Here is an 18,813-nt window from a genome sequence, read left to right on the forward strand (position 1 = left end):
CCCCGTCAGATGTGCGGGACATCCTCGGGGATGTCGTAGAAGGTCGGGTGGCGGTAGACCTTGTCGCCGCTGGGGGCGAAGAACGGGTCCTGCTCGTCCGGGGTGGAGGCGGTGATCGCGCTCGACGGCACCACCCAGAGGCTGACGCCCTCGTTCCGCCGGGTGTAGAGGTCGCGGGCGGCGAGCAGCGCCATCCGGTCGTCGGCGGCGTGCAGCGAGCCGACGTGCACGTGGTTCAGGCCCCGCCGGGGGCGGACGAACACCTCGTACAGCGGCCAGTCGGCCTTGCTCATGCCTCGTTCTCCTTCTGCTTCGCCTGCTGCTTGGCCGCGTGGGCCAGGGCGGCCTCGCGGACCCAGGCGCCGTCCTCGTGGGCGGCCCGGCGGCGCTCGACCCGCTGCGCGTTGCACGGGCCCTGACCCTTGATCACCTGCTTGAGCTCGGACCAGTCCGGCTCGCCGAAGTCCCAGCCGCCGCGCTCCTCGTTCCACGCCAGCGCCGGGTCGGGGAGGGTGACGCCGAGGTGCTGCGCCTGGGGCACCGTCATGTCGACGAAGCGCTGGCGCAGTTCGTCGTTGGTGTGGCGCTTGATCCGCCACTCCATGGACTGCGCGGTGTTCGGCGAGTCGCCGTCCGGCGGGCCGAACATCATCAGCGACGGCCACCACCAGCGGTCCACCGCGTCCTGCACCATGGCGCGCTGGCCCTCGGTGCCGCGCATCATCGTCATCAGCAGCTCGTAGCCCTGCCGCTGGTGGAAGGACTCCTCCTTGCAGACCCGCACCATCGCCCGGGCGTACGGCCCGTAGCTGCACCGGCAGAGCGGCACCTGGTTGCAGATCGCCGCGCCGTCCACCAGCCAGCCGATCACGCCGACGTCGGCGAAGGTCAGCGTCGGGTAGTTGAAGATCGAGCTGTACTTCTGCCGCCCGCTGATCAGCTTCTCGGTCAGCTCGGCCCGGTCCACCCCGAGGGTCTCCGCCGCCGCGTACAGGTAGAGCCCGTGGCCCGCCTCGTCCTGGGCCTTGGCCAGCAGGATCGCCTTCCGGCGCAGCGAGGGGGCCCTGGTCAGCCAGTTCCCCTCAGGCTGCATGCCGATGATCTCGGAGTGCGCGTGCTGCGCGATCTGCCGCACCAGCGTCGCCCGGTACGCCTCCGGCATCCAGTCCCTCGGCTCGATCCGCTGGTCCGCCGCCACCACGGCCTCGAACCGCCCCGCCAAGGCCTCACCCGCATCGGCCACCGTCACCGCAACCCACCTCCCGACTGACCGTTCGGTCGGTACCAGTGTGCAGCCCACCCACCTCCCCTGACAAGGGCGGCAGGCCCAATGGCGCCACACACCCCACGGCTACGCAAAGTGAGTGAATCGTCACCCCTGGGACTTGCGTCTGCTTCGTTTGTTGCGAATAATTCGAATACAAGATTGGGGGCTATGAGATGCGCACAGCCGGAGGCAAGAAGCTAGAACCCGGAGCCATCGACGCGGCCGAGGCCCAGCGCGCGCTGCGGAGGGTCAACGACTACCTGTCACGCACTGCGGACAGCAACGAGGACATCCACGTCCACCTGGAGACGGGTGCCCGGGACGAGGCTCTGGTCCTACCCCGACCGGTGGCGGAGATGATCGCCTCCATGCTCGCGGCACTGGCCAACGGCCAGGGCGTGCAGATTCTGCCGGTCGACGCCGAGTTCACCACCCAGCAGGCCGCGGACATGCTGAACGTCTCGCGTCCCTACCTGATCGGCCTCCTCGAGTCCGGCAAGATCCCGCACCGTCTGGTCGGCCGGCACCGCCGCATCCGGATGGCGGACCTGCGCGACTACCTGCGCGAGGACGATGCCAGGCGCAAGGACGCCGCCGACGAACTGGTGCGCCTGGACCAGGAACTGGGACTGCTCTGAGATGGCCTTCGTCGTCCTCTACGACGCGTGCGTGCTGTACCCGAACACCCTGCGGGACCTGCTCATCCGGGTCGCACTCGGCGGCCTGGTCCGGGCGCGCTGGTCAGACCTGATCCTGGACGAGGTCGACCGCAACCTTGCCAAGAAGCTCGACATCCCTCCCGCGACCCTGACGAGGCGTCGGGATCTGATGAACCGGGCGGTCCGCGACAGCCTGGTGAGCGGATTCGACGACCTCATCGAGGGACTGCGCCTCCCCGATCCGGACGACCGCCACGTCCTCGCCGCCGCCATCAAGGCCAACGCCCAGGTCATCGTGAGCAACAACCGCAAGCACTTCCCGGCCGACTACCTCGCCATGTGGGGGGTCGAGCTGAAGAGCGCGGACCAGTTCGTCATGGATCTCATCGGCCTGGACGACCGCATCGTCTACTCGTGCATCCAGGAGATCGCCACCTCTCGGCGCAACCCCGCCCAGACCTTCGAGGACACCCTCACCCAGTTGGAGCGATCGGGGTTGAACGAGTCGGTGACCGCCCTCCGGCTCGGCAGGGAATCAACCGACTGAACGTCACCCTGTCAGCGGGCCGCGCTACGGTGCTGCGCATCGGCCGGACGGAACGCCTTCGGGGCTCGCGGCTACGGGGGGTGGGGGCAGTCCCGGCTTCGGCTCGGACTCCGTCTCCACCGCGACCCACCCCCCGCACCTCCCCCAGGACTCCCCCGGCCGGTGGGAGCATGCCCGCATGCGCGCCGGTGACTGGATGACCGAACGGGAGCTGCGGATCGTCCAGGAGTGCCTGGACGCTGCGGTGCACGGGCCGTTCTTCGAGGACTGGGAGTTCCAGACCCTGACGGGGTGTACCAGGGAGGAGATCGCGGCGATCGCCGATGCCTGGCCCGGCGAGGTCGACGAGGAGGCGGTCCAGAGCGTGCTGGGCAATCTCACGGGGTACCCGCACGGCCGCCCCCTCGCGTGGCGCCGCCTCATCTCCGCCACCCCGGAGGAGGTCGGGCGGCTGGACGACGCCTGGCGGGCCGTCGGCGACACGTGACCGGCGGCCTGACGGGGTGTCGGGGCGGGTGGCTAGCCTGGGTGGATGGAGCAGCTGGACGGGGTCGAGGTCATCGCTTTCGCGGACGGGGCGGCGTTCGAGGGGTGGCTGACGGAGCATCACGGGCGGGTGGACGGGGTGTGGGTGAAGGTCGCGAAGAAGGGGGCCGGGGTCCCGTCCGTGACGGAGCAGGAGCTGGTGGACGTCGGGCTGTGCTGGGGGTGGGTGTCGGGGCAGCGGCGGTCGCTGGACGGGCAGTGGTACCTCCAGCGGTACGTGCCCCGGCGGCCGCGCAGCCTCTGGTCGCTGGTGAACGTGGAGAAGGTCGCCGAGCTCACGGCCGCCGGGCGGATGCGCGAGCCGGGGCTGGCCGAGGTGCGGCGGGCCCAGCAGGACGGCCGCTGGGCGGGGGCGTACCCGCCGGCCAGCACCGCCGTCGTCCCGCCCGAGCTGGCGGCGGCGCTGGCGGAGGATCCGGCGGCGGCCGCCGCGTTCGAGGGGCTGGACCGGACGGCCCGCTACCAGCTGATGCTGCCGCTGCTCCAGGCCCTCACCCCGAAGAGCCGGGCGAGCCGGCTGGAGCGGGCGCTGCGGCAGCTCGGCGCGGGCTGACCGAACCGGCCCCGGCCCGGTAACCCGGTCGCGGCCCCGTAACCCGGTCGCGGACGGAGCGTCCGCCGTGCCAGGGTTCGCCCCATGACGACCCCTCAGCGCCTGGCGCCCCTGCTCGCCCAGTTCGACTTCGCCCGCAAGCGGCTCACCGACCGGATGGCCGGGCCGACGGTCAACAGCGGGAACGGGCTGGACGTCGCGGTGGTCACCATGACCGACCACGAGTACCGCTGGGAGCCGGTGCCGCGCTGCTGGTCGGTGCGGCGGCGGTCGGAGGGGCCGGGCGAAGCGGCCGGGTTCCTGGTCGGCGGAGGCGAGGGCGAGTGGGGGCGGGACTCGGCGCCGTGGCCGCACCCGGAGCCGACCCCGTTCACCACGCTGGCCTGGCGGCTGTGCCACCTCACCGAGATGCTGTGGCTGCGCTCCGACCACACCGACGGCACCCGTTCGCTGGACCGGGACGACCTGCCGGTGCCGGGCACGGCGGCGGAGGCGGTGGCCGACTTCGAGGCCGCGGCGACGGCTTGGCGGAACACCCTGCTCGCGGCGGGCGACGCCGCGCTGGACACCGTCGGGTACTGCACCTACCCCTACGGCGGGGACGCCGAGGAGCCGTTCGTCGAGATCGTCTGGTGGGTGAACCAGGAGCTGCTGCACCACGGCGCCGAGATCGCCCTGCTGCGCGACCTGTACCGGTACTCCGCGCACTGACGCACCGATGCGCCCTGCGGGACCGCCATGTCGGCGAGGAGCGGAAGCAGGGAGGGGCGGGGGCGCGAGGAGAGGGGCGAGTGCCCTGACGCACTCGTGCGCCCTGCGGGACCGCCGGGTCGGCGAGGAGCAGGAGCAGGAGTGGTGAGCGCACTGACGCACCCCTCAGGGCCCGCCGGGACGGCACCCGGCGGGCCCTGAGGGACGGTCAGCCGCGCAGGCGGGGCAGGGGTACGGCGAGCAGGGCGGCCAGCAGGGCGATCCTGGGGGCCAGCAGGTCGGTGCGGATGTGCTCGTGGCGGGCGTGCGGGCCGGCGCCGACCGCGCCGAGGCCGTCCAGGGTGGGCAGGCCGCGGGCGCCGGCCGCGTTGGTGTCGCCCGCGCCGCCGGCCGGGGCGCCGTCGAGCTGCTGACCGAGGGCGGCGGCCAGCGAACGGACGTGGCGCAGCAGCGGGTCGCCGGTGCGCACGGGCCACGTCGGGCGGCTGGAGACCACCTCGGCGCGGACCTTGGCGCCGGGCCGCAGCGGGGTGAGCCGGGCCAGGGTGTCCAGGGTGCGGCTCTGCGCCTCGGGGGTGGCGAAGCGCAGGCCGAGCTCGGCCTCGGCCCGGCCCGCGACCACGTTGGCCCGGGTGCCGCCGAGGATGCGGCCGGCGTTGAGCTCGGCGTCGGGGTGGCAGATCAGGCCCCGGACGGCGACCAGCTGGTCGACCAGTTCGTCGACGGCCGAGACGCCGAGGGCCGCGTCGTTGCCCGCGTGCGACTCCTTGCCGGTGACCGTCAGCCGCACCCGGCTGCTGCCGCGGCGGGCGGTCTTCAGCCGGCCGTCGGGGTGCGGCGGCTCCAGGCCCAGCACGGCGGCGGCGCCGCTGAGCTGACGCTCCACCAGGCGGCGCCCGTCCGGACTGCCGAGCTCCTCGTCGGAGACCACCACCAGCCGCACCGGCCGGTGCGGGCGCTGGCCGAGGTCGGCCAGCAGGGCCAACGCGCCCTCGACCAGGGCGAGTCCGCCCTTCATGTCCAGGACGCCGGGGCCGGTCAGCACCCCGTCCTGCTCCTCCACCGGCCAGTCGGCCAGGATGCCGGCCGGCCAGACGGTGTCGTGGTGGCCGACGATCAGCACCGGGGCGAGGTCCTCGCGCCGCCCGGCCCAGTCCAGCACCAGGTGGTCGCCGGCCTCGTTGGGGACCCGGCGGACGGTGGCGCCGGTGGCGGCGTACCCGGCGGCCAACTCCTCGGCCAGCTGGTTGAGCCGGACGGTGTCCGCGGTCGGCGACTCCATCCGGGCCAGCTCGGCGATCCGGCGGCGGACGGGGCCGGCCAGGGTGCCGGCCCGGGAGCGGAGGGCGGCCGGCAGGCCGGGCAGCGCGCCGGTGTCGGCGGCCTCGGCGGGGCGGCTCCCGGCGGGATCGGCCCCGGCGGAGCGGTTCTCGGCGGAGCGGTTCTCCGCGGAACGGCCCTCGGCCGGGCGGTCGAGTTCCAGGGCGGGCAGCTGGCCGGGGGCGGACTGGGTGGTCATCGCTCGCCTCCCCGACCGCTGCCGGTACTCGACGCCTGACCCGCCGTCGGGTGCAGCCGGCGTGGTGGGGTGGCGGCCCCGGCGCGCCGGGCGCCTTCGGGGCAGGGCAGGTGGAGCGACCTCGGGCTGGGCAACACTGCGTCCTCCTCGCTCGGTCCGGTGACCCCGGCTCGGCCCGGGGCCCGTGGGACGGCGGCTCCCGCGTGCCGGTGCGGACGGGCACCGGCACGGGGGAAGTCGCGAGGCGAGCCTAGAAGATTCGTTCGTTTCCCTGCGAGTGGCCCGGCGCTCCCCGCACCGGCGACAGGCCTGGGCCAGCCGCCTTCCGGGGCGCTCCCGGCCCGGATCGGCCGGGGCCGCGCTCCCCTCCACTGTGGACCCGGAACACGGTGGCCGCGCCGCGAACCGCGCCGTCCAGCGTCCGATCCACGCCTGATGGGTGACGGAAGGTCAGCCTTTGGAACCAGTGCCGCCTTCCGGCGGCCGCCGCGCACGTAGGGTGGGTTTCGTCCCGATTTGACCCTCCGTCATCCACGATCGACCAAGGGGCCGACAATGTCAGAAGCAGTCCGGGTGCATGACGTGGAGATGAACAGCCGGTTCGAGGCCACCGTGGCCGGGGAGCTGGCCGGATTCGCCGAGTACATCCGCAACGACCGGCTGGTGGTCTACCCGCACACCGTGGTGGACCCGGGATTCGAGGGCCAGGGCATCGGCGGGATGCTGGCCCGGGCCGCCCTGGACGACGCGCGCCGGCGCGGGCTGCCGGTGCTGGCCACCTGCCCCTTCATCAAGGCCTGGATGCTCAGGCACCCGGAGTACGCCGACCTGGCCTACGAGAACCGGAGCCGGGTGAGCGACTGATGGCCCCCGCGAAGGAGTACCGAGCCGAAGGGGTCTCCGTCAGTTTCGACCCGGGACTCTGTCGCCACGCGGCCGAGTGCGTGGGCGGACTCCCCGAGGTCTTCGACACCGGACGGCGCCCCTGGATCACCCCGGGCGCGGCGGCCCCCGAGGTGGTCGCCGCGGTCGTGCGGCGCTGCCCGACCGGCGCCCTCACCTACCTGCTCACACCCGGCGGCACCGAACCCCCGGACCGCCCGACCACCGTGACCCGGACCGAGGACGGCCGCCTGCTGCTCCGCGGCGAGCTGCGGATCGGGGAACGGGCGGCGACCCGCGCCATGCTCTGCGGCTGCGGCCGCACCGCCGAGGCCCCGTACTGCGACCGCTCGGGAACCTGCGGAACAGAGGGGGACTGACAGATATTGAAATCTGTCATCCCTCATGTCATAGTTGACGTCAGTTGCCCCCGCCATCCCTTGGAGCACCTGATGACCACCACCTCCCGCACCCGCCTCGGCGCCACCGGCCCGGAGACCTCCGCCCTCGGCCTCGGCCTGATGGGCATGTCCGACCTCTACGGGCCGGCCGACGAGGCCGAGTCGATCGCCACCGTCCACGCCGCCCTCGACGCGGGCGTCACCCTGATGGACACCGGCGACTTCTACGGCATGGGCCACAACGAGCTGCTGCTGCACGACGCCCTGCGCGGCCGCGGCCGCGACTCCGTCCAGATCAGCGTCAAGTTCGGCGCCCAGCGCGGCCCGGACGGCAGCTGGCTCGGCTACGACGCCCGCCCGGAGGCCGTGAAGACCGCGCTCGCCTACACCCTGCGCCGCCTGCGCACCGACCACGTCGACGTCTACCGCCCGGCCCGGCTGGACCCGGCCGTGCCGGTCGAGGAGACCGTCGGCGCCATCGCCGAGCTGGTCAAGGCCGGCTACGTCCGGCACATCGGCCTCTCCGAGGTCGGCGCCGACACCCTGCGCCGGGCCGCCGCCGTCCACCCGATCAGCGACCTGCAGATCGAGTACTCGCTGCTCTCCCGCGGCATCGAGGAGACGATCCTGCCGACCGCCCGCGAGCTGGGCATCGGCGTGACCGCCTACGGCGTGCTCTCCCGCGGCCTGCTCAGCGGCCACTGGAGCGGGCGGCAGGAGATGGCGGCCACCGACTTCCGCGGCTTCAGCCCGCGCTTCCAGGGCGAGAACCTGACCCACAACCTCGGGCTGGTCGAGCAGCTCCGCGCCATCGCCGGGGCCAAGGACGCCACCGTGGCGCAGGTCGCCATCGCCTGGGTCGCCTCCCGGGGCGCGGACATCGTGCCGCTGGTCGGTGCCCGCCGCCGGGACAGGCTCGCCGAGGCGCTCGGCGCACGGCAGTTGGAGCTGACCGCGGCCGACCTGGCCGCGATCGAGGCCGCCGTCCCGGCCGGTTCCGCCGCCGGGGACAGGTACGCTGCGGCACAGATGGCCCACCTCGACAGCGAGCACTGACCCGCCGCCGGGCCCAGCCGCCGCCACCCGAGCAGAGGATGACCGTGCCCAGCGACAGTGCCCTGACCTCCGAGCAGATCCTCAGCGCCGCCGAGGACGTGCTGCGGCGGTACGGGCCCGCCAAGGCCACGGTGGTGGACATCGCCCGGGCGCTCGGCGTCAGCCACGGCAGCGTCTACCGGCACTTCCCCAGCAAGGCCGCGCTGCGCGAGGCCGTCACCCAGCGCTGGCTGGACCAGGCCCACCACGAGCTGGCCGCGGTCACCGCCGACCCGGGCCCGGCCGCCGAGCGGCTGCGCCGCTGGCTGGCCACGCTCTTCGCGGCCAAGCGGCACAAGGCGACGGACGACCCCGAGCTGTTCGCCACCTACCTCACCCTGGTCGGCGAGCTCTCCAGCACGGTCGAGGAGCACGTCGACACGCTGGCCGCGCAGATCGCGGTGATCCTGGCGGACGGCGTCCGCACCGGCGAGTTCCGTCCGATGGACACCGACGCCACCGCCCGGGCGGTCTTCCAGGCCACCGCCCACTTCCACGACCCGGTGTTCGCGGGCGAGTGGTCCGACCCGCGCTGCGAGGCCGACTTCGAGTCGGTCTGGGCGCTGCTGCTCTCCGGTCTGGCGGCCTGACGGGCCGTCACGGCGGGCACCGGGCCGCCACGGCGGATATTCGGTCGCCGGGCAGTGCCCCGGACCGGGACGATGGTGGCTCCTGACCACCGCGTCCCGAAGGAGAGCCGCACCATGTCCGTACCCCTGGAGAGCCTGCACGCCCTGGCCCTCGGCGACGCCTTCGGCGACCGCTGGTTCCAGGTGATCGCGGACGAGGCCGCCGCCGAACTGACGTCCCGTCGGGTCCGCCCGGCGCCCTGGCACTGGACCGACGACACCGCGCAGGCCGTGGTGCTGTACCGGCACCTCGTCGAGTACGGCGAGGTCGAGCCGGACGCGCTGGCGGCCGCTTTCGCCGCCGAGTACACCGCGTACCCGGGTCGGAAGTACGGCGGGTCCATGCACCAGGTGCTCCGGGCGATCCACGAGGGCGCCGACTGGCGGAGCGTCACCTCGGGGATGTTCGAGGGCCAGGGCTCCTGGGGGAACGGCGCCGCGATGCGGGTCGCCCCGCTGGGGGCCTGGTTCGCCGGGGACCTGGCGGTCGCCGCCGAGCAGGCCCGGCGCTCCGCGCTGGTCACCCACTTCCACCCGGAGGCGGTGGCCGGGGCGGTCGCCGTGGCGGTGGCGACGGCGCTGGCCGTGCGCTCCCGCGGCGGTGCGGCGCCGGAGCCGGCCGACTTCCTCACCGAGGTGGCCGGCCACCTGCCGGAGAGCGACGTGCGCTCCGGTCTGCTGATCGCCGCCCGGCTCCCGGACGGGACCTCGGTGCGGCACGCCTCCGTGGTGCTCGGCTCGGGCCGGCAGATGTCCGGGCCGGACACGGTGCCGTTCGCCCTCTGGTCGGCGGCCCGCTGGCTGGACCGGCTGCCGGAGGCGATCTGGTGCACCTTGGAGGGCTGGGGCGACATGGACACCACCTGCGCCATCACCGCCGGGGTGGTGGCCGGGCGCACCGGCCTGGACCAGGTGCCCGGGCCGTGGTGGGACGCCCGCGAGGCACTGCCGGACGGCCTCTGACGGTCCGTGAACGACGCCGCGCCCCGGCACCGGAACGATCCGGTGCCGGGGCGCGGTGCTGCCGGGGCGCGTTCAGTCCCGGGAGTTGCCGAACAGGATGCGGTAGGCGACCAGGAGCACGAAGGAGCCCGCTATCGCGGCGATCCAGGTGGCCGGGTCGTAGAAGCTGGTGGCCACCGGCCGGTCCAGGACGGCGCTGGAGAGCCAGCCGCCCACGAAGGAGCCGGCGATGCCGATCAGCGTGGTGACGACGATCCCGCCCGGGTCCCGCCCCGGCAGGATGAACTTGGCGATGGCCCCGGCCACCAGGCCGAGGATGATCCAACTGATGATGCCCATGGTGTGGTCCTGCCCTTCCCCGTCACCGCCCATGCGCGGCGGTCCGTGGAAGAGGACGCGCCAACCGCCGCACGGGTTCCCGGAGCTGACCGGAGATCAGTTTGAACGTGTTCAACTCCTCTGTCATGCTGGTGACCTGACACCGTCCCAGCTTTCCGGGGGGAAGCACCGTGGCACCGTTCCGTCTCCGCGCACTGCCGGCCGTCCTCGTCCTGGCGGCCACCGCCTGCACCCAGGCCGCCCCGTCGCCGTCGCCGCCCGCCACTCCGACCGTCTCCGCCACCGCCGGGCTCTCCGCCCCGGAACTGGCGAGCCTCGCGGGACGGAACGCGGCGGCCCGGGGCACCGTCACGGCCCGCCTCGACGCCATGGTGACGGGCCGACGGGTGACCGGCACGGTCTCGGTCAAGCTGGACGGCAGCCGGTGCACCCACGACCTCGAGACGGACGACGGCGGTCGGATGGTGCTGATCCAGATCGCCGACCACTACTGGACGAAGGGCACCACCGGCCGCACGCCCTCGGGTGACCTGCGCCTGGCGGAGGCCTACGTCCGCTTCACGGCGGACGAGTACCCCTCCGCCGGCTTCTTCTGCCGCTCCGTCATCGGGCAGGCCACGCTGGCCCGCGCCCTCGAGGATCCCGGGCAGCTGCGCCGGGACGGCGGGAGCGAGGGCCGGATCCGGCTGACCGACCGGCACGGCGCCCTGGTGGAGCTCTCCGACACCGCCACCCCCGTGCCGCTGCTGGCCCGATCGGGAAACAACTCGGAGTACTACGAGCTCACCTTCTCCACGTACGGCTTCCCGGTCGAGCCGGTCGAGCCGTCGCCCGCGTGGACGGTGGACTTCGCCGACCTCGACCTCGACGGGGAAGGCACCGCCTGAGCTTCCGGGCCGCCGGACCGTCCTCCCGGGCGGTCCGGCGCCGCTCTCAGCAGGCGGGACGTGCTTGACTCCGTCGCCGACCGCCGTCAGGATCACTTCCATGGACACCGGCACCACCCTGGTCTGCCGCCTGCACGTCGATCTGCGACGCCAGGCGAGCGACATGTGTGCCTGCTGACGCGTTCCGCCCCGTCGCGTCACCCTTCCCCCGCCCTGTGAAGACCCCCAGGGCCGCGGCACGCCCCGCAGCACCCGCACACCGCTCCGCCTTCACGGCCGGCCACCGCATGGGCCGGCCGCATTCGGCTACCCGAGGACCGCCATGACCGTCGAGCTCGACCACGCCCCGCACGGCACCGCCAAGCCGCTCTCCCTCACCGAACTGCGCACCATCGTCAGCGAGTTGGCCGAACGCCCGGCCGGCTGGCTGCCCCGGGTGCGGCTCTCCGCCGAGCAGCGCTGGTACGAGCGGCTCGCACTCACCGAGGACCACGAGGTCTGGCTGATCAGCTGGCTGCCCGGCCAGTCCACCGGCTTCCACGGCCACGGCGGCTCGCGCGGGGCGTTCACCGTGGCGCTCGGCGAGCTGGCCGAGCTGTCCCTCTCCGGGCCCGAACACGACCTCCAGGTGCGGAACCTGAGCGCTGGGACGGTGCGCTCCTTCGGCCCGGACTTCCTGCACGACGTGCGCAACACCGGCAACGGCCCGGCGGTCACCATCCACGCCTACTCGCCCCCGCTGAGCGAGATGGCCCGCTACGAGCTCCGGGCCGGCGGCCTGGTGCAGACGGCGTACGAGCGCAAGGAGGAGTGGGCATGAGCGAGGACCTCCCCACCAGCGGCATCGACGCCCTGCTGGCGCGCAGCCGCGAGGGCGTGCACCGCCCCGGCCCGGCCGAGGCATCGGCGGCGCAGCGGCGCGGAGCGCTGCTGGTCGACATCCGGCCGCAGGCCCAGCGGGCCCGGGAGGGCGAGATCCCGGGCGTGCTGCTGATCGAGCGGAACGTGCTGGAGTGGCGGCTCGACCCGGCCGGCAGCCACCGGATCCCGGAGGCCACCGGGCCGGAGCTGGAGGTGATCGTGCTCTGCTCGGAGGGGTACACCTCCAGCCTGGCGGCGGCCGCGCTGCGCGAGATCGGGCTGCCCCGGGCCACCGACCTGGACGGCGGCTTCCGGGCCTGGGCCGCCGCCGGACTGCCCACCGTCCGGGGCGGCAACCCGTCCCTGGACGAGGCCCGGCTGCTCGCCGAGGAGACCTCGGGACCTGACGGAGTAGCACCCGACCGATCCCCTTCGACCTGACGGGACACCAGCTGACCAGCCATGCTCTGTCCGACCGCGGGTTTACCCTCCGGGCGGGCAGGGCAAAGGTCAGTGTCCTCATGATCGACAGACAGCCGACGCCCGGGGACCGGGCGCCACGACTAGGAACTGCAACCCCGTGATCAGATTCGACGGCGCGGCCAAGCGCCACCCCGACGGCACCCTTGCCGTCGAGGGCCTGGACCTGGAAGTGCCCGCCGGCCGGATCACCGTGCTGGTGGGCCCGTCCGGCTGCGGCAAGACGACCATCCTGCGGATGGTGAACCGGATGGTCGAGCCGACCGGCGGCCGGGTGCTGCTGGACGGCGCCGACGTGGCCGGGCTGGACGCCGCGAAGCTGCGCCGGGGCATCGGCTACGTGATCCAGCAGGCGGGGCTCTTCCCGCACCGTCGGGTGATCGACAACGTGGCCACCGTGCCCTACCTGCTCGGCTGGGACCGCAAGCGGGCCCGGGCCCGGGCATCCGAGCTGCTGGAGCTGGTCGGCCTCCCGCCGGAGACCGCCAGACGCTACCCGCACCAGCTCTCCGGCGGGCAGCAGCAGCGCGTGGGCGTGGCCCGGGCGTTGGCGGCTGACCCGCCGGTCCTGTTGATGGACGAGCCCTTCAGTGCGGTCGACCCGGTGGTGCGGGCCGGGCTGCAGGAGGAACTGCTGCGCCTGCAGGGCGAGTTGCACAAGACCGTGCTGTTCGTCACGCACGACATCGAGGAGGCCGTCCGGCTGGGCGACCAGGTGGTGGTGCTGCGCGAGCACGGCCGAATAGCCCAACTCGCCGACCCGCACACCCTGTTGACCGCCCCGGCGGACGAGGGCGTGGCCGCCTTCCTGGGCCGCGACCGGGGCCTGCGCGGCCTGGGCCTGCGCGCGGCCGGCCAGGTGGCCACCGTCCCCCTCGCCGAGCGTCGCGGCGCGGACGGCTGGCTGCTCGCACTCGACGCCGACGGACGCCCGTCGCAGTGGCGGCACCCCGAGCACGCGGCCCACTCCGCCTTCGGCTTCCACCCCGCCACCGACACCCTGCGCACCGCGCTGGACGCCGCCGTCCTCTCCCCCGCCGGGCTGGCCGTGGTGCTGGACGCCGAGGGCCGCGCCACCGGCACCGCTGACCGGGCCGCCGTGCTGGACGCGCTCGGCCCGTCCGTGGGGCCCACCGTGGCGCCCGCCGCGCCGGGAGGTGACGGCGGTGCCCGATGACGAACCGCTGATCCGCTGGGGCTGGCTGGCCGACCACCTCGGCTACCTGGCGCAACTCACCCTGGACCACGCCCTGTTGGCGCTGCCGCCGGTGCTCGTCGGCCTGCTGCTGGCGGTGCCGCTCGGCCTGTTCTGCGCCCGCCACCCGCGGATCTACCAGCCGGTGGCGGTGGTGCTGAACGCCGTGTACGCGCTGCCCGCCCTGGCACTCTTCGTGATCCTGGTGGCGTACACCGGGCCGGCCGAGACGAGCGCGGTGACGATCCCGCTCACCTGCTACGTGGTGGCCCTGATGCTGCCCACCACCGTCGAGGGGCTGCGGGCCACCCCGGACTCCGTCCGGCAGGCCGCCACCGCGATGGGCTACGGCCCGTGGCGCCGGCTGACCGCCGTCGAACTCCCCGCCTCCGTCCCGTACCTGGTCGCCGGGCTGCGGGTCGCCGCGGTCTCCTCCATCTCGATGGCGGCGGTCGGCGCGCTGATCGGCCGGGGCGCGCTGGGCTACCTGTTCATCGACGGCTTCCAGCGGACCTTCACCACCCCGATCCTGGCCGGGATCGTCCTGGTGGTGCTGCTGGCCCTGCTGGTCGACGGCCTGCTGCTGCTGGCCCGCAGACTGCTCGCGCCCTGGGCCACCGGGCCGGAAGGCGGGCTGCGGTGAACTGGATCGACTGGCTGCGCGCCTTCTTCACCGACCCGGCCCAGCAGAGCGGGCCGGACGCCATCACCCACCGGCTCGCCGAGCACCTCGCCTTCACCGCCGAATCGCTGGCCTGGGCCGTCCTGCTGGCCGTCCCGCTCGGACTGCTGCTCGGCTACCTGGGCCGGGGCGCCGTCCTGGTGACGGTGCTGGCCGGCACCGCCCGCGCCCTGCCCACCCTCGGCCTGGTCACCCTGGTCGTCCTGCTGGTCGGCGTCGGCAGGGCCTCCACCATCGTCCCGCTGGTGGTGCTGGCCATCCCGCCGCTCCTGGTCGGCGCGGTCGAGGGCGTGCGCGGCACCGACCCCCAACTGCGGGACGCGGCGCGGGGGATCGGCCTGACGCACCCCCAGGTGCTGCGCCAGGTCTGCATCCCCGCCGCCCTGCCCAGCCTGCTGGCCGGGCTGCGCACCGCCACCATCCAGGTGATCGCCACCGCCACCGTGGCCGCGTACGTCGGCCTGGGCGGCCTGGGCCGCTACGTCATCGACGGACTGGCGCTGCGCAAGTACTACGTGGTGGCCGGCGGCGCGGTGCTGGTGGTGGCGCTGGCGCTGGCCGCCCAACTGCTCTTCGCCCTGCTGATCCGGTACTCGCTGCCACCCGGCAGCCGCCCCGTCCGCCGCCCCGCCGGCTGACCGCCCGGCCGCCCCGGACCCCTCGACCGCACCACCGGCACGTCAACCCCAACTCACCTGCCAAGAAGGAACCTTCGATGACCACCCGTCTGCTCCGCACCGTCACGGCCACCGCGCTCCTGCTGGGCGCGGCGGCCTGCGGCTCCTCCGGCGGCAGCGACCCGCTGGCCGCCTCCAGTCCGAGCGCCGGAGGCTCCGCCGCGGCGTCCTCCGCGGCCTCCGGCAAGACCGTCGTGGTCGGCTCGGCCAACTTCCCGGAGAACGTGCTGCTCGCCTCCATCTACTCGCAGGCCCTCAAGGCCAAGGGCGTGAAGGTGGAGGAGAAGTTCAACGTCGGCAGCCGGGAGATCCTCTACGGCCAGCTGAAGAGCGGCGGCCTGACCGTGCTGCCGGAGTACAACGGTGCGCTGCTCGGCTACCTCGACCCCAAGAGCACGGCCCTCACCGGCGGCACCGAGGCGGTCAACGCCGCCCTGCACACCACCCTGCCGGCCGAGCTGACGGTGCTCGACTCCTCCGCCGCCCAGGACAACGACTCGCTGACGGTCAGCCAGGAGACCGCCGACAAGCTCGGCCTCAAGTCCATCGCGGACCTGGCCGGCAAGTCCGCGGACTTCGTGATCGGCGGCCCGCCGGAGTTCAAGAGCCGCCGCGAGCAGCAGTTCAAGGACGTCTACGGGCTGACGTTCAAGGAGTGGAAGCCGACCGGCGAGACCACCGCCAACGCCATCAAGGACGGCAGCATCCAGATCGGCAACGTCTTCACCACCGACCCCAAGGTCGTCACCCTGAAGCTCGTCCCGCTGGCCGACCCCAAGTCGGTGTTCTCCAGCCAGAACGTGCTGCCGCTGGTGAACAAGGCGGGCGTGGACGCCACCTCGACGGCCGCGCTCAACGCGGTCTCCGCCAAGCTCGACACCCCCGGCCTCACCGCGCTGATGAAGCGCGTCGCGGTCGACAAGGAGGACCCGTCGGCGGTGGCGAAGGACTGGCTGAAGGCCAACGGCCTGGTCTGACCTGCACTGCACTGCACTGCACTGACCATGCGTCGGCCCCGCACCCCTTCGAGGGGGTGCGGGGCCGACGCGTCCGCGCTGCTCAGTACCAGTGGTGGTTCTGCCAGAACGCCCAGGCGGCGTTCGGGCTGCCGTAGCGGTCGTTCATGTACGCCAGGGCCCACTTGATCTGGGTGGCCGGGTTGGTCTTCCAGTCGGCACCGGCCGAGGCCATCTTGGAGCCCGGCAGGGCCTGGGCCAGGCCGTAGGCGCCGGAGGAGGCGTTGGTGGCCTTGAAGTTCCAGCCGCTCTCGTGGCTGATGATGCTGCTGAACGCGGCGAACTGGGCGGCCGGGACGAGGTCGCGGGCCAGCTCCTTCACCGCGCTCGGCGAGGTGGCGCGGGTGGCCGCGGAGAGGTCGGAGCGCTGCTCGGACCGGGAGGCGGCCGCCTCCTGCTGCTCCTGCTTCGGCTGCTCGCCGACGGCCTGCTGAGCCTCGGGCCGGGCCTGCTGGGCCTGGGGCTGGACCTCGACCTGGACCTGGGCCTGCGCGGCCTGCTGCTCGGGCGCCGGGACGTGCGTGACCTCGACCGCCGCGGCGGCGGCCTTCTCCTCCGGGAGCGCCACGGCCACCACGGAGGCGGCACAGGCGGTCGCCAGACCGGCGGAGGCCACCACGAGGGTGGTACGACGGCGCATGACGGCAAGGAGGGAACTACGCATGGAGAGGACGACCTCAATCGTGTGGACCGACTCGGGGCACTCCGCCGCCCGGACGGCCGATCGCCGTTCCCCTGGGCAGCCGCGCCACCGGCCGTGAGCGCCCCGGTCTGCACCGGACGCCGGACGGTGCGCTCCCCCCGGACCGGCCCGGACCCTGGGGTGGCCGGTGCGACGGGCGGGAGCGCCTTGCGACTCCACCAGTCTTAACGCGGCCCCTACCTGCCATCAAGGGCTCCACCTACGACGCCGGGTCGTAGTGGCACCTGCACCTTCGGCCGCTGACCGCCTCACCGCACGGCGAACCCGTCCTCCTCCACCCCTCCCGCCTTCGATTCCACTGTGGCCCGCCTCACGCGCCCTGCCACGCTCCGTACCCGGACGGGTACGCGCACCGACGTTCGAATGCTCTAGGATCACGGCCCATGAGCGACGGGGTGACGGGCCGGCAGCCGCAGCAGACACCGGGACCGGACACGTCCGCCCCGGCGCCGTCCGCCCTCCCCGCCTTCGGCCCACCGGCCACCGGCACCGCCACCCACGGGTGGGCCCGGCCGGACGCCACCGAGCCCGACTGGTCCGCCCTCGCCGACCGGCACGAGCAGCGCCAGCGCCGCCGCCGGCAGCTCCGCAACGGCGGCGCCGTCGCCGGGGCCGTCCTCCTGGTCGGCGCCATCACCACCACGGCGCTCCTCCTGGGCCGGGGCGCCGAGCCCACCGCTCCCCCGGCCGCCGCCCCGGACGCCCCCTCCGTCTCCGCCCCCGCTCCGGCTGACACTCCGTCACCCGGGACCCCGGCCCCGTCGGGCCCCTCGCCTTCGGCCTCCCCCTCCCCCTCGGCATCCGCATCGACCTCGGCACCGGCCACCCCCTCCGCCAAGCCCTCCGCCGCCCCTTCCGCCAAGGGCACCGCCACCGCGAGCGCCGCGGCTCCCCCCGCCCCGCCGAGCGGCACCACCCCGCCGGACCCGCTGACGGTGATCTCCTCGGCCACCACCGACACGGCCCCGCTCGACGCCAACTCCCTCTTCCCCGCCACCACGCTCGGCATCGGCGGCAGGACCTGGACCCGCCTCACCACCGCCGCCACCTCGCCCTGCTGGAACGGCACCACCGGCGGCCTGGGCAACGTCATCTCCCCCCAGGGCTGCCAGACCCTCCTGCGCGCCACCTACACCTCCGGCAACAGCGCCGTCACCATCGGCGTCGCCGTCTTCGCCGAACGCGCCAAGGCCGACGCCGCCACGGCCGCTCACACCGGCCAGATCCAGGGCCTCGTGCCCGCCGGCGCCACCTCCTTCTGCACCTCCGCCGGCTGTACCAACACCCACGCCGCCGTGGGCCGCTACACCTACTACACGGTCTCCGGCACCGTGAAGCCCGGCGGCACCGCCGCCGACCCCGCCGCCACCGCCGCCGGCCCCGACTTCGCCGCCCACGCCCGCGCCCGCCTCCTCGCCCGCGGCACCCGCTGAGGCACCCGGCCCGACGGCGCGTCAGTCCAGGTCGGTGAACCCCTCGCGCCAGCCGAAGCCGGGATCAGGCCCGTCGAGCAGGCGGGTGAGGAGGGTGTCGAGGTCGACGTGGCGGGCCTCGGTGCCGGGCGGGACGAGGCGGTCGGTGTGGGCGAGGAAGGTGGTGACGGCGGGGGTGGGGGCGAGGAGGAGGACGGTGCCGGTGTCGCCTTCGAGGGAGAGGCAGGTGTGCCGGACGTCCTGGTCGGTGCCCGGGAAGACCGAGACGTCGCCGGTGCCGGCCCAGCCGTGCAGGCCGGTGGCGAGCAGCTCGCGGGCGAAGGTCCAGCGGACGGGCATGCCCTGCCCGAGGTGGAAGTCGAGGTGGACCGCGTACGGGTCGAGGGCCGAGTAGCGCAGGCAGGCGGCGACGGGGACGCGCAGGCCGGGTCCGGCGACCAGGGAGAGGTCGAGCGGCATGACGCAGCCGCCGGCACTGGTGCGCTGGGCGGGGACGCGCGGTGCGCTGCGGTGGGTCATCGCCGTACCGCTCCCGCGTAGCCGGGACCGCCCGGCCCGACCGCCCACGGCCCCGGGCCGACCGGGAGGACCGGGCCGACCGGGAGGACCGACGGGTCCTGGCCCGGTGGGCGGGGCGGGCGGGCGCGGGCGGCCGGAGGGGCGGTCAGGGAGTCCCACTCGCGGTCGAGTTCGCCCGGCACCGCCCGTCCGGCCCGCCGCCACCGACCCACCAGGTCGGCGAAGATCGGGCACTCCACCAGCAGAATC

At 74.0% G+C, this 18,813-nt stretch carries 24 protein-coding genes and 1 pseudogene; 18 read left to right on the forward strand and 7 right to left on the reverse strand.

Features of this window, described 5'->3' with window-relative positions; translation table 11 throughout:
• Positions 1-5: 5 nt before the first annotated feature.
• Together paaB and paaA are read right to left on the reverse strand one after the other, a co-directional pair.
• Positions 6-293 carry a 1,2-phenylacetyl-CoA epoxidase subunit PaaB gene (gene paaB, locus ABD946_RS01325; RefSeq protein ID WP_345279177.1) on the reverse strand — a complete coding sequence of 96 codons (288 nt, stop codon included), beginning with the start codon at positions 291-293 and terminating at the stop codon, positions 6-8.
• A complete protein-coding gene (gene paaA / locus ABD946_RS01330) occupies positions 290-1,249 on the reverse strand; it encodes a 1,2-phenylacetyl-CoA epoxidase subunit PaaA (protein WP_345279179.1) in 960 nt (319 codons plus the stop codon). The genes paaB and paaA overlap by 4 nt, the downstream gene beginning before the upstream one ends.
• A 191-nt stretch (positions 1,250-1,440) precedes the next feature.
• On the opposite strand from paaA, the gene ABD946_RS01335 reads away from it, so the two are divergent.
• The 5 genes from ABD946_RS01335 to ABD946_RS01355 all read left to right on the forward strand — a co-directional run bounded on the left by ABD946_RS01335 (position 1,441) and on the right by ABD946_RS01355 (position 4,283).
• On the forward strand, positions 1,441-1,905 hold the full coding sequence (locus tag ABD946_RS01335) for a helix-turn-helix domain-containing protein (RefSeq protein WP_345279181.1): 465 nt from the start codon (positions 1,441-1,443) through the stop codon (positions 1,903-1,905).
• A 1-nt stretch (position 1,906) separates the two neighbouring features.
• Positions 1,907-2,473: a PIN domain-containing protein gene (locus ABD946_RS01340; protein WP_345279183.1), complete on the forward strand. Its 567-nt coding sequence runs from the start codon at positions 1,907-1,909 to the stop codon at positions 2,471-2,473.
• Positions 2,474-2,651: 178 nt separating this feature from the next.
• Positions 2,652-2,960 (forward strand): hypothetical protein, encoded by a 309-nt coding sequence (locus ABD946_RS01345; protein WP_345279185.1) that lies wholly within the window; start codon positions 2,652-2,654, stop codon positions 2,958-2,960.
• Between the two features lie 45 nt (positions 2,961-3,005).
• Positions 3,006-3,572, forward strand: a complete 567-nt coding sequence (locus ABD946_RS01350) for a YdeI/OmpD-associated family protein (RefSeq protein WP_345279187.1) — start codon at positions 3,006-3,008, stop codon at positions 3,570-3,572.
• A gap of 84 nt (positions 3,573-3,656) precedes the next feature.
• Positions 3,657-4,283, forward strand: coding sequence for a DinB family protein (locus ABD946_RS01355; RefSeq protein ID WP_345279189.1), 627 nt, complete (start codon positions 3,657-3,659; stop codon positions 4,281-4,283).
• Between the two features lie 208 nt (positions 4,284-4,491).
• Here the strand turns inward: ABD946_RS01355 and ABD946_RS01360 are convergent, their stop codons facing one another.
• Positions 4,492-5,802, reverse strand: a complete 1,311-nt coding sequence (locus ABD946_RS01360) for a M20/M25/M40 family metallo-hydrolase (protein WP_345279191.1) — start codon at positions 5,800-5,802, stop codon at positions 4,492-4,494.
• Between the two features lie 555 nt (positions 5,803-6,357).
• Here ABD946_RS01360 and ABD946_RS01365 point away from each other — a divergent pair.
• The 5 genes from ABD946_RS01365 to ABD946_RS01385 all read left to right on the forward strand — a co-directional run bounded on the left by ABD946_RS01365 (position 6,358) and on the right by ABD946_RS01385 (position 9,772).
• Positions 6,358-6,666 carry a GNAT family N-acetyltransferase gene (locus ABD946_RS01365; protein ID WP_345279193.1) on the forward strand — a complete coding sequence of 103 codons (309 nt, stop codon included), beginning with the start codon at positions 6,358-6,360 and terminating at the stop codon, positions 6,664-6,666.
• Positions 6,666-7,064, forward strand: a complete 399-nt coding sequence (locus tag ABD946_RS01370; RefSeq protein WP_345279195.1) for a (4Fe-4S)-binding protein — start codon at positions 6,666-6,668, stop codon at positions 7,062-7,064. Before ABD946_RS01365 ends, ABD946_RS01370 begins: the two co-directional genes overlap by 1 nt.
• 72 nt (positions 7,065-7,136) lie before the next feature.
• Positions 7,137-8,141: an aldo/keto reductase gene (locus ABD946_RS01375; protein WP_345279197.1), complete on the forward strand. Its 1,005-nt coding sequence runs from the start codon at positions 7,137-7,139 to the stop codon at positions 8,139-8,141.
• A gap of 38 nt (positions 8,142-8,179) precedes the next feature.
• Entirely contained in the window at positions 8,180-8,770 is a 591-nt protein-coding gene (locus ABD946_RS01380; RefSeq protein ID WP_345279199.1) for a TetR/AcrR family transcriptional regulator, read from the forward strand.
• A 114-nt stretch (positions 8,771-8,884) separates the two neighbouring features.
• Complete coding sequence (locus tag ABD946_RS01385; RefSeq protein WP_345279201.1) at positions 8,885-9,772, forward strand: ADP-ribosylglycohydrolase family protein; 888 nt, start codon at positions 8,885-8,887, stop codon at positions 9,770-9,772.
• Between the two features lie 72 nt (positions 9,773-9,844).
• Here the strand turns inward: ABD946_RS01385 and ABD946_RS01390 are convergent, their stop codons facing one another.
• A complete protein-coding gene (locus ABD946_RS01390; protein WP_345279203.1) occupies positions 9,845-10,111 on the reverse strand; it encodes a GlsB/YeaQ/YmgE family stress response membrane protein in 267 nt (88 codons plus the stop codon).
• Positions 10,112-10,281: 170 nt separating this feature from the next.
• Between ABD946_RS01390 and ABD946_RS01395 the strand changes: the two genes are divergently transcribed.
• From ABD946_RS01395 to ABD946_RS01425, 7 genes and pseudogenes are all read left to right on the forward strand, one after another.
• The gene (locus ABD946_RS01395) at positions 10,282-10,998 is read left to right on the forward strand and encodes a hypothetical protein (RefSeq protein WP_345279205.1); all 717 of its coding nucleotides are present in this window, start codon (positions 10,282-10,284) and stop codon (positions 10,996-10,998) included.
• A gap of 322 nt (positions 10,999-11,320) precedes the next feature.
• Complete coding sequence (locus tag ABD946_RS01400; RefSeq protein WP_345279207.1) at positions 11,321-11,818, forward strand: cysteine dioxygenase; 498 nt, start codon at positions 11,321-11,323, stop codon at positions 11,816-11,818.
• A pseudogene (locus tag ABD946_RS01405) lies at positions 11,815-12,201 on the forward strand (rhodanese-like domain-containing protein); the annotation flags it as partial. The gene ABD946_RS01400 and the pseudogene ABD946_RS01405, both read left to right, overlap by 4 nt.
• A 238-nt stretch (positions 12,202-12,439) precedes the next feature.
• Positions 12,440-13,516: an ABC transporter ATP-binding protein gene (locus ABD946_RS01410; RefSeq protein WP_345279211.1), complete on the forward strand. Its 1,077-nt coding sequence runs from the start codon at positions 12,440-12,442 to the stop codon at positions 13,514-13,516.
• On the forward strand, positions 13,506-14,177 hold the full coding sequence (locus tag ABD946_RS01415) for an ABC transporter permease (RefSeq protein ID WP_345279213.1): 672 nt from the start codon (positions 13,506-13,508) through the stop codon (positions 14,175-14,177). The genes ABD946_RS01410 and ABD946_RS01415 overlap by 11 nt, the downstream gene beginning before the upstream one ends.
• Positions 14,174-14,854 (forward strand): ABC transporter permease, encoded by a 681-nt coding sequence (locus ABD946_RS01420; protein WP_345279214.1) that lies wholly within the window; start codon positions 14,174-14,176, stop codon positions 14,852-14,854. Before ABD946_RS01415 ends, ABD946_RS01420 begins: the two co-directional genes overlap by 4 nt.
• Before the next feature lie 77 nt (positions 14,855-14,931).
• Positions 14,932-15,870, forward strand: a complete 939-nt coding sequence (locus tag ABD946_RS01425; protein ID WP_345279215.1) for an ABC transporter substrate-binding protein — start codon at positions 14,932-14,934, stop codon at positions 15,868-15,870.
• 82 nt (positions 15,871-15,952) lie between these two features.
• Here ABD946_RS01425 and ABD946_RS01430 read toward each other — a convergent pair whose 3' ends face one another.
• Positions 15,953-16,549, reverse strand: a complete 597-nt coding sequence (locus tag ABD946_RS01430; RefSeq protein ID WP_345279216.1) for an aggregation-promoting factor C-terminal-like domain-containing protein — start codon at positions 16,547-16,549, stop codon at positions 15,953-15,955.
• 446 nt (positions 16,550-16,995) lie between these two features.
• Between ABD946_RS01430 and ABD946_RS01435 the strand changes: the two genes are divergently transcribed.
• Positions 16,996-18,045 carry a hypothetical protein gene (locus ABD946_RS01435; RefSeq protein WP_345279218.1) on the forward strand — a complete coding sequence of 350 codons (1,050 nt, stop codon included), beginning with the start codon at positions 16,996-16,998 and terminating at the stop codon, positions 18,043-18,045.
• Between the two features lie 21 nt (positions 18,046-18,066).
• Here the strand turns inward: ABD946_RS01435 and ABD946_RS01440 are convergent, their stop codons facing one another.
• Both ABD946_RS01440 and ABD946_RS01445 read right to left on the reverse strand, forming a co-directional pair.
• A complete protein-coding gene (locus ABD946_RS01440; RefSeq protein WP_380150527.1) occupies positions 18,067-18,564 on the reverse strand; it encodes an SsgA family sporulation/cell division regulator in 498 nt (165 codons plus the stop codon).
• Positions 18,561-18,803, reverse strand: a complete 243-nt coding sequence (locus tag ABD946_RS01445; RefSeq protein ID WP_345279220.1) for a hypothetical protein — start codon at positions 18,801-18,803, stop codon at positions 18,561-18,563. The genes ABD946_RS01440 and ABD946_RS01445 overlap by 4 nt, the downstream gene beginning before the upstream one ends.
• Positions 18,804-18,813 lie beyond the last annotated feature (10 nt).

The sequence above is a fragment of the Kitasatospora albolonga genome (assembly GCF_039535905.1).
GTDB lineage: Bacteria > Actinomycetota > Actinomycetes > Streptomycetales > Streptomycetaceae > Kitasatospora > Kitasatospora albolonga.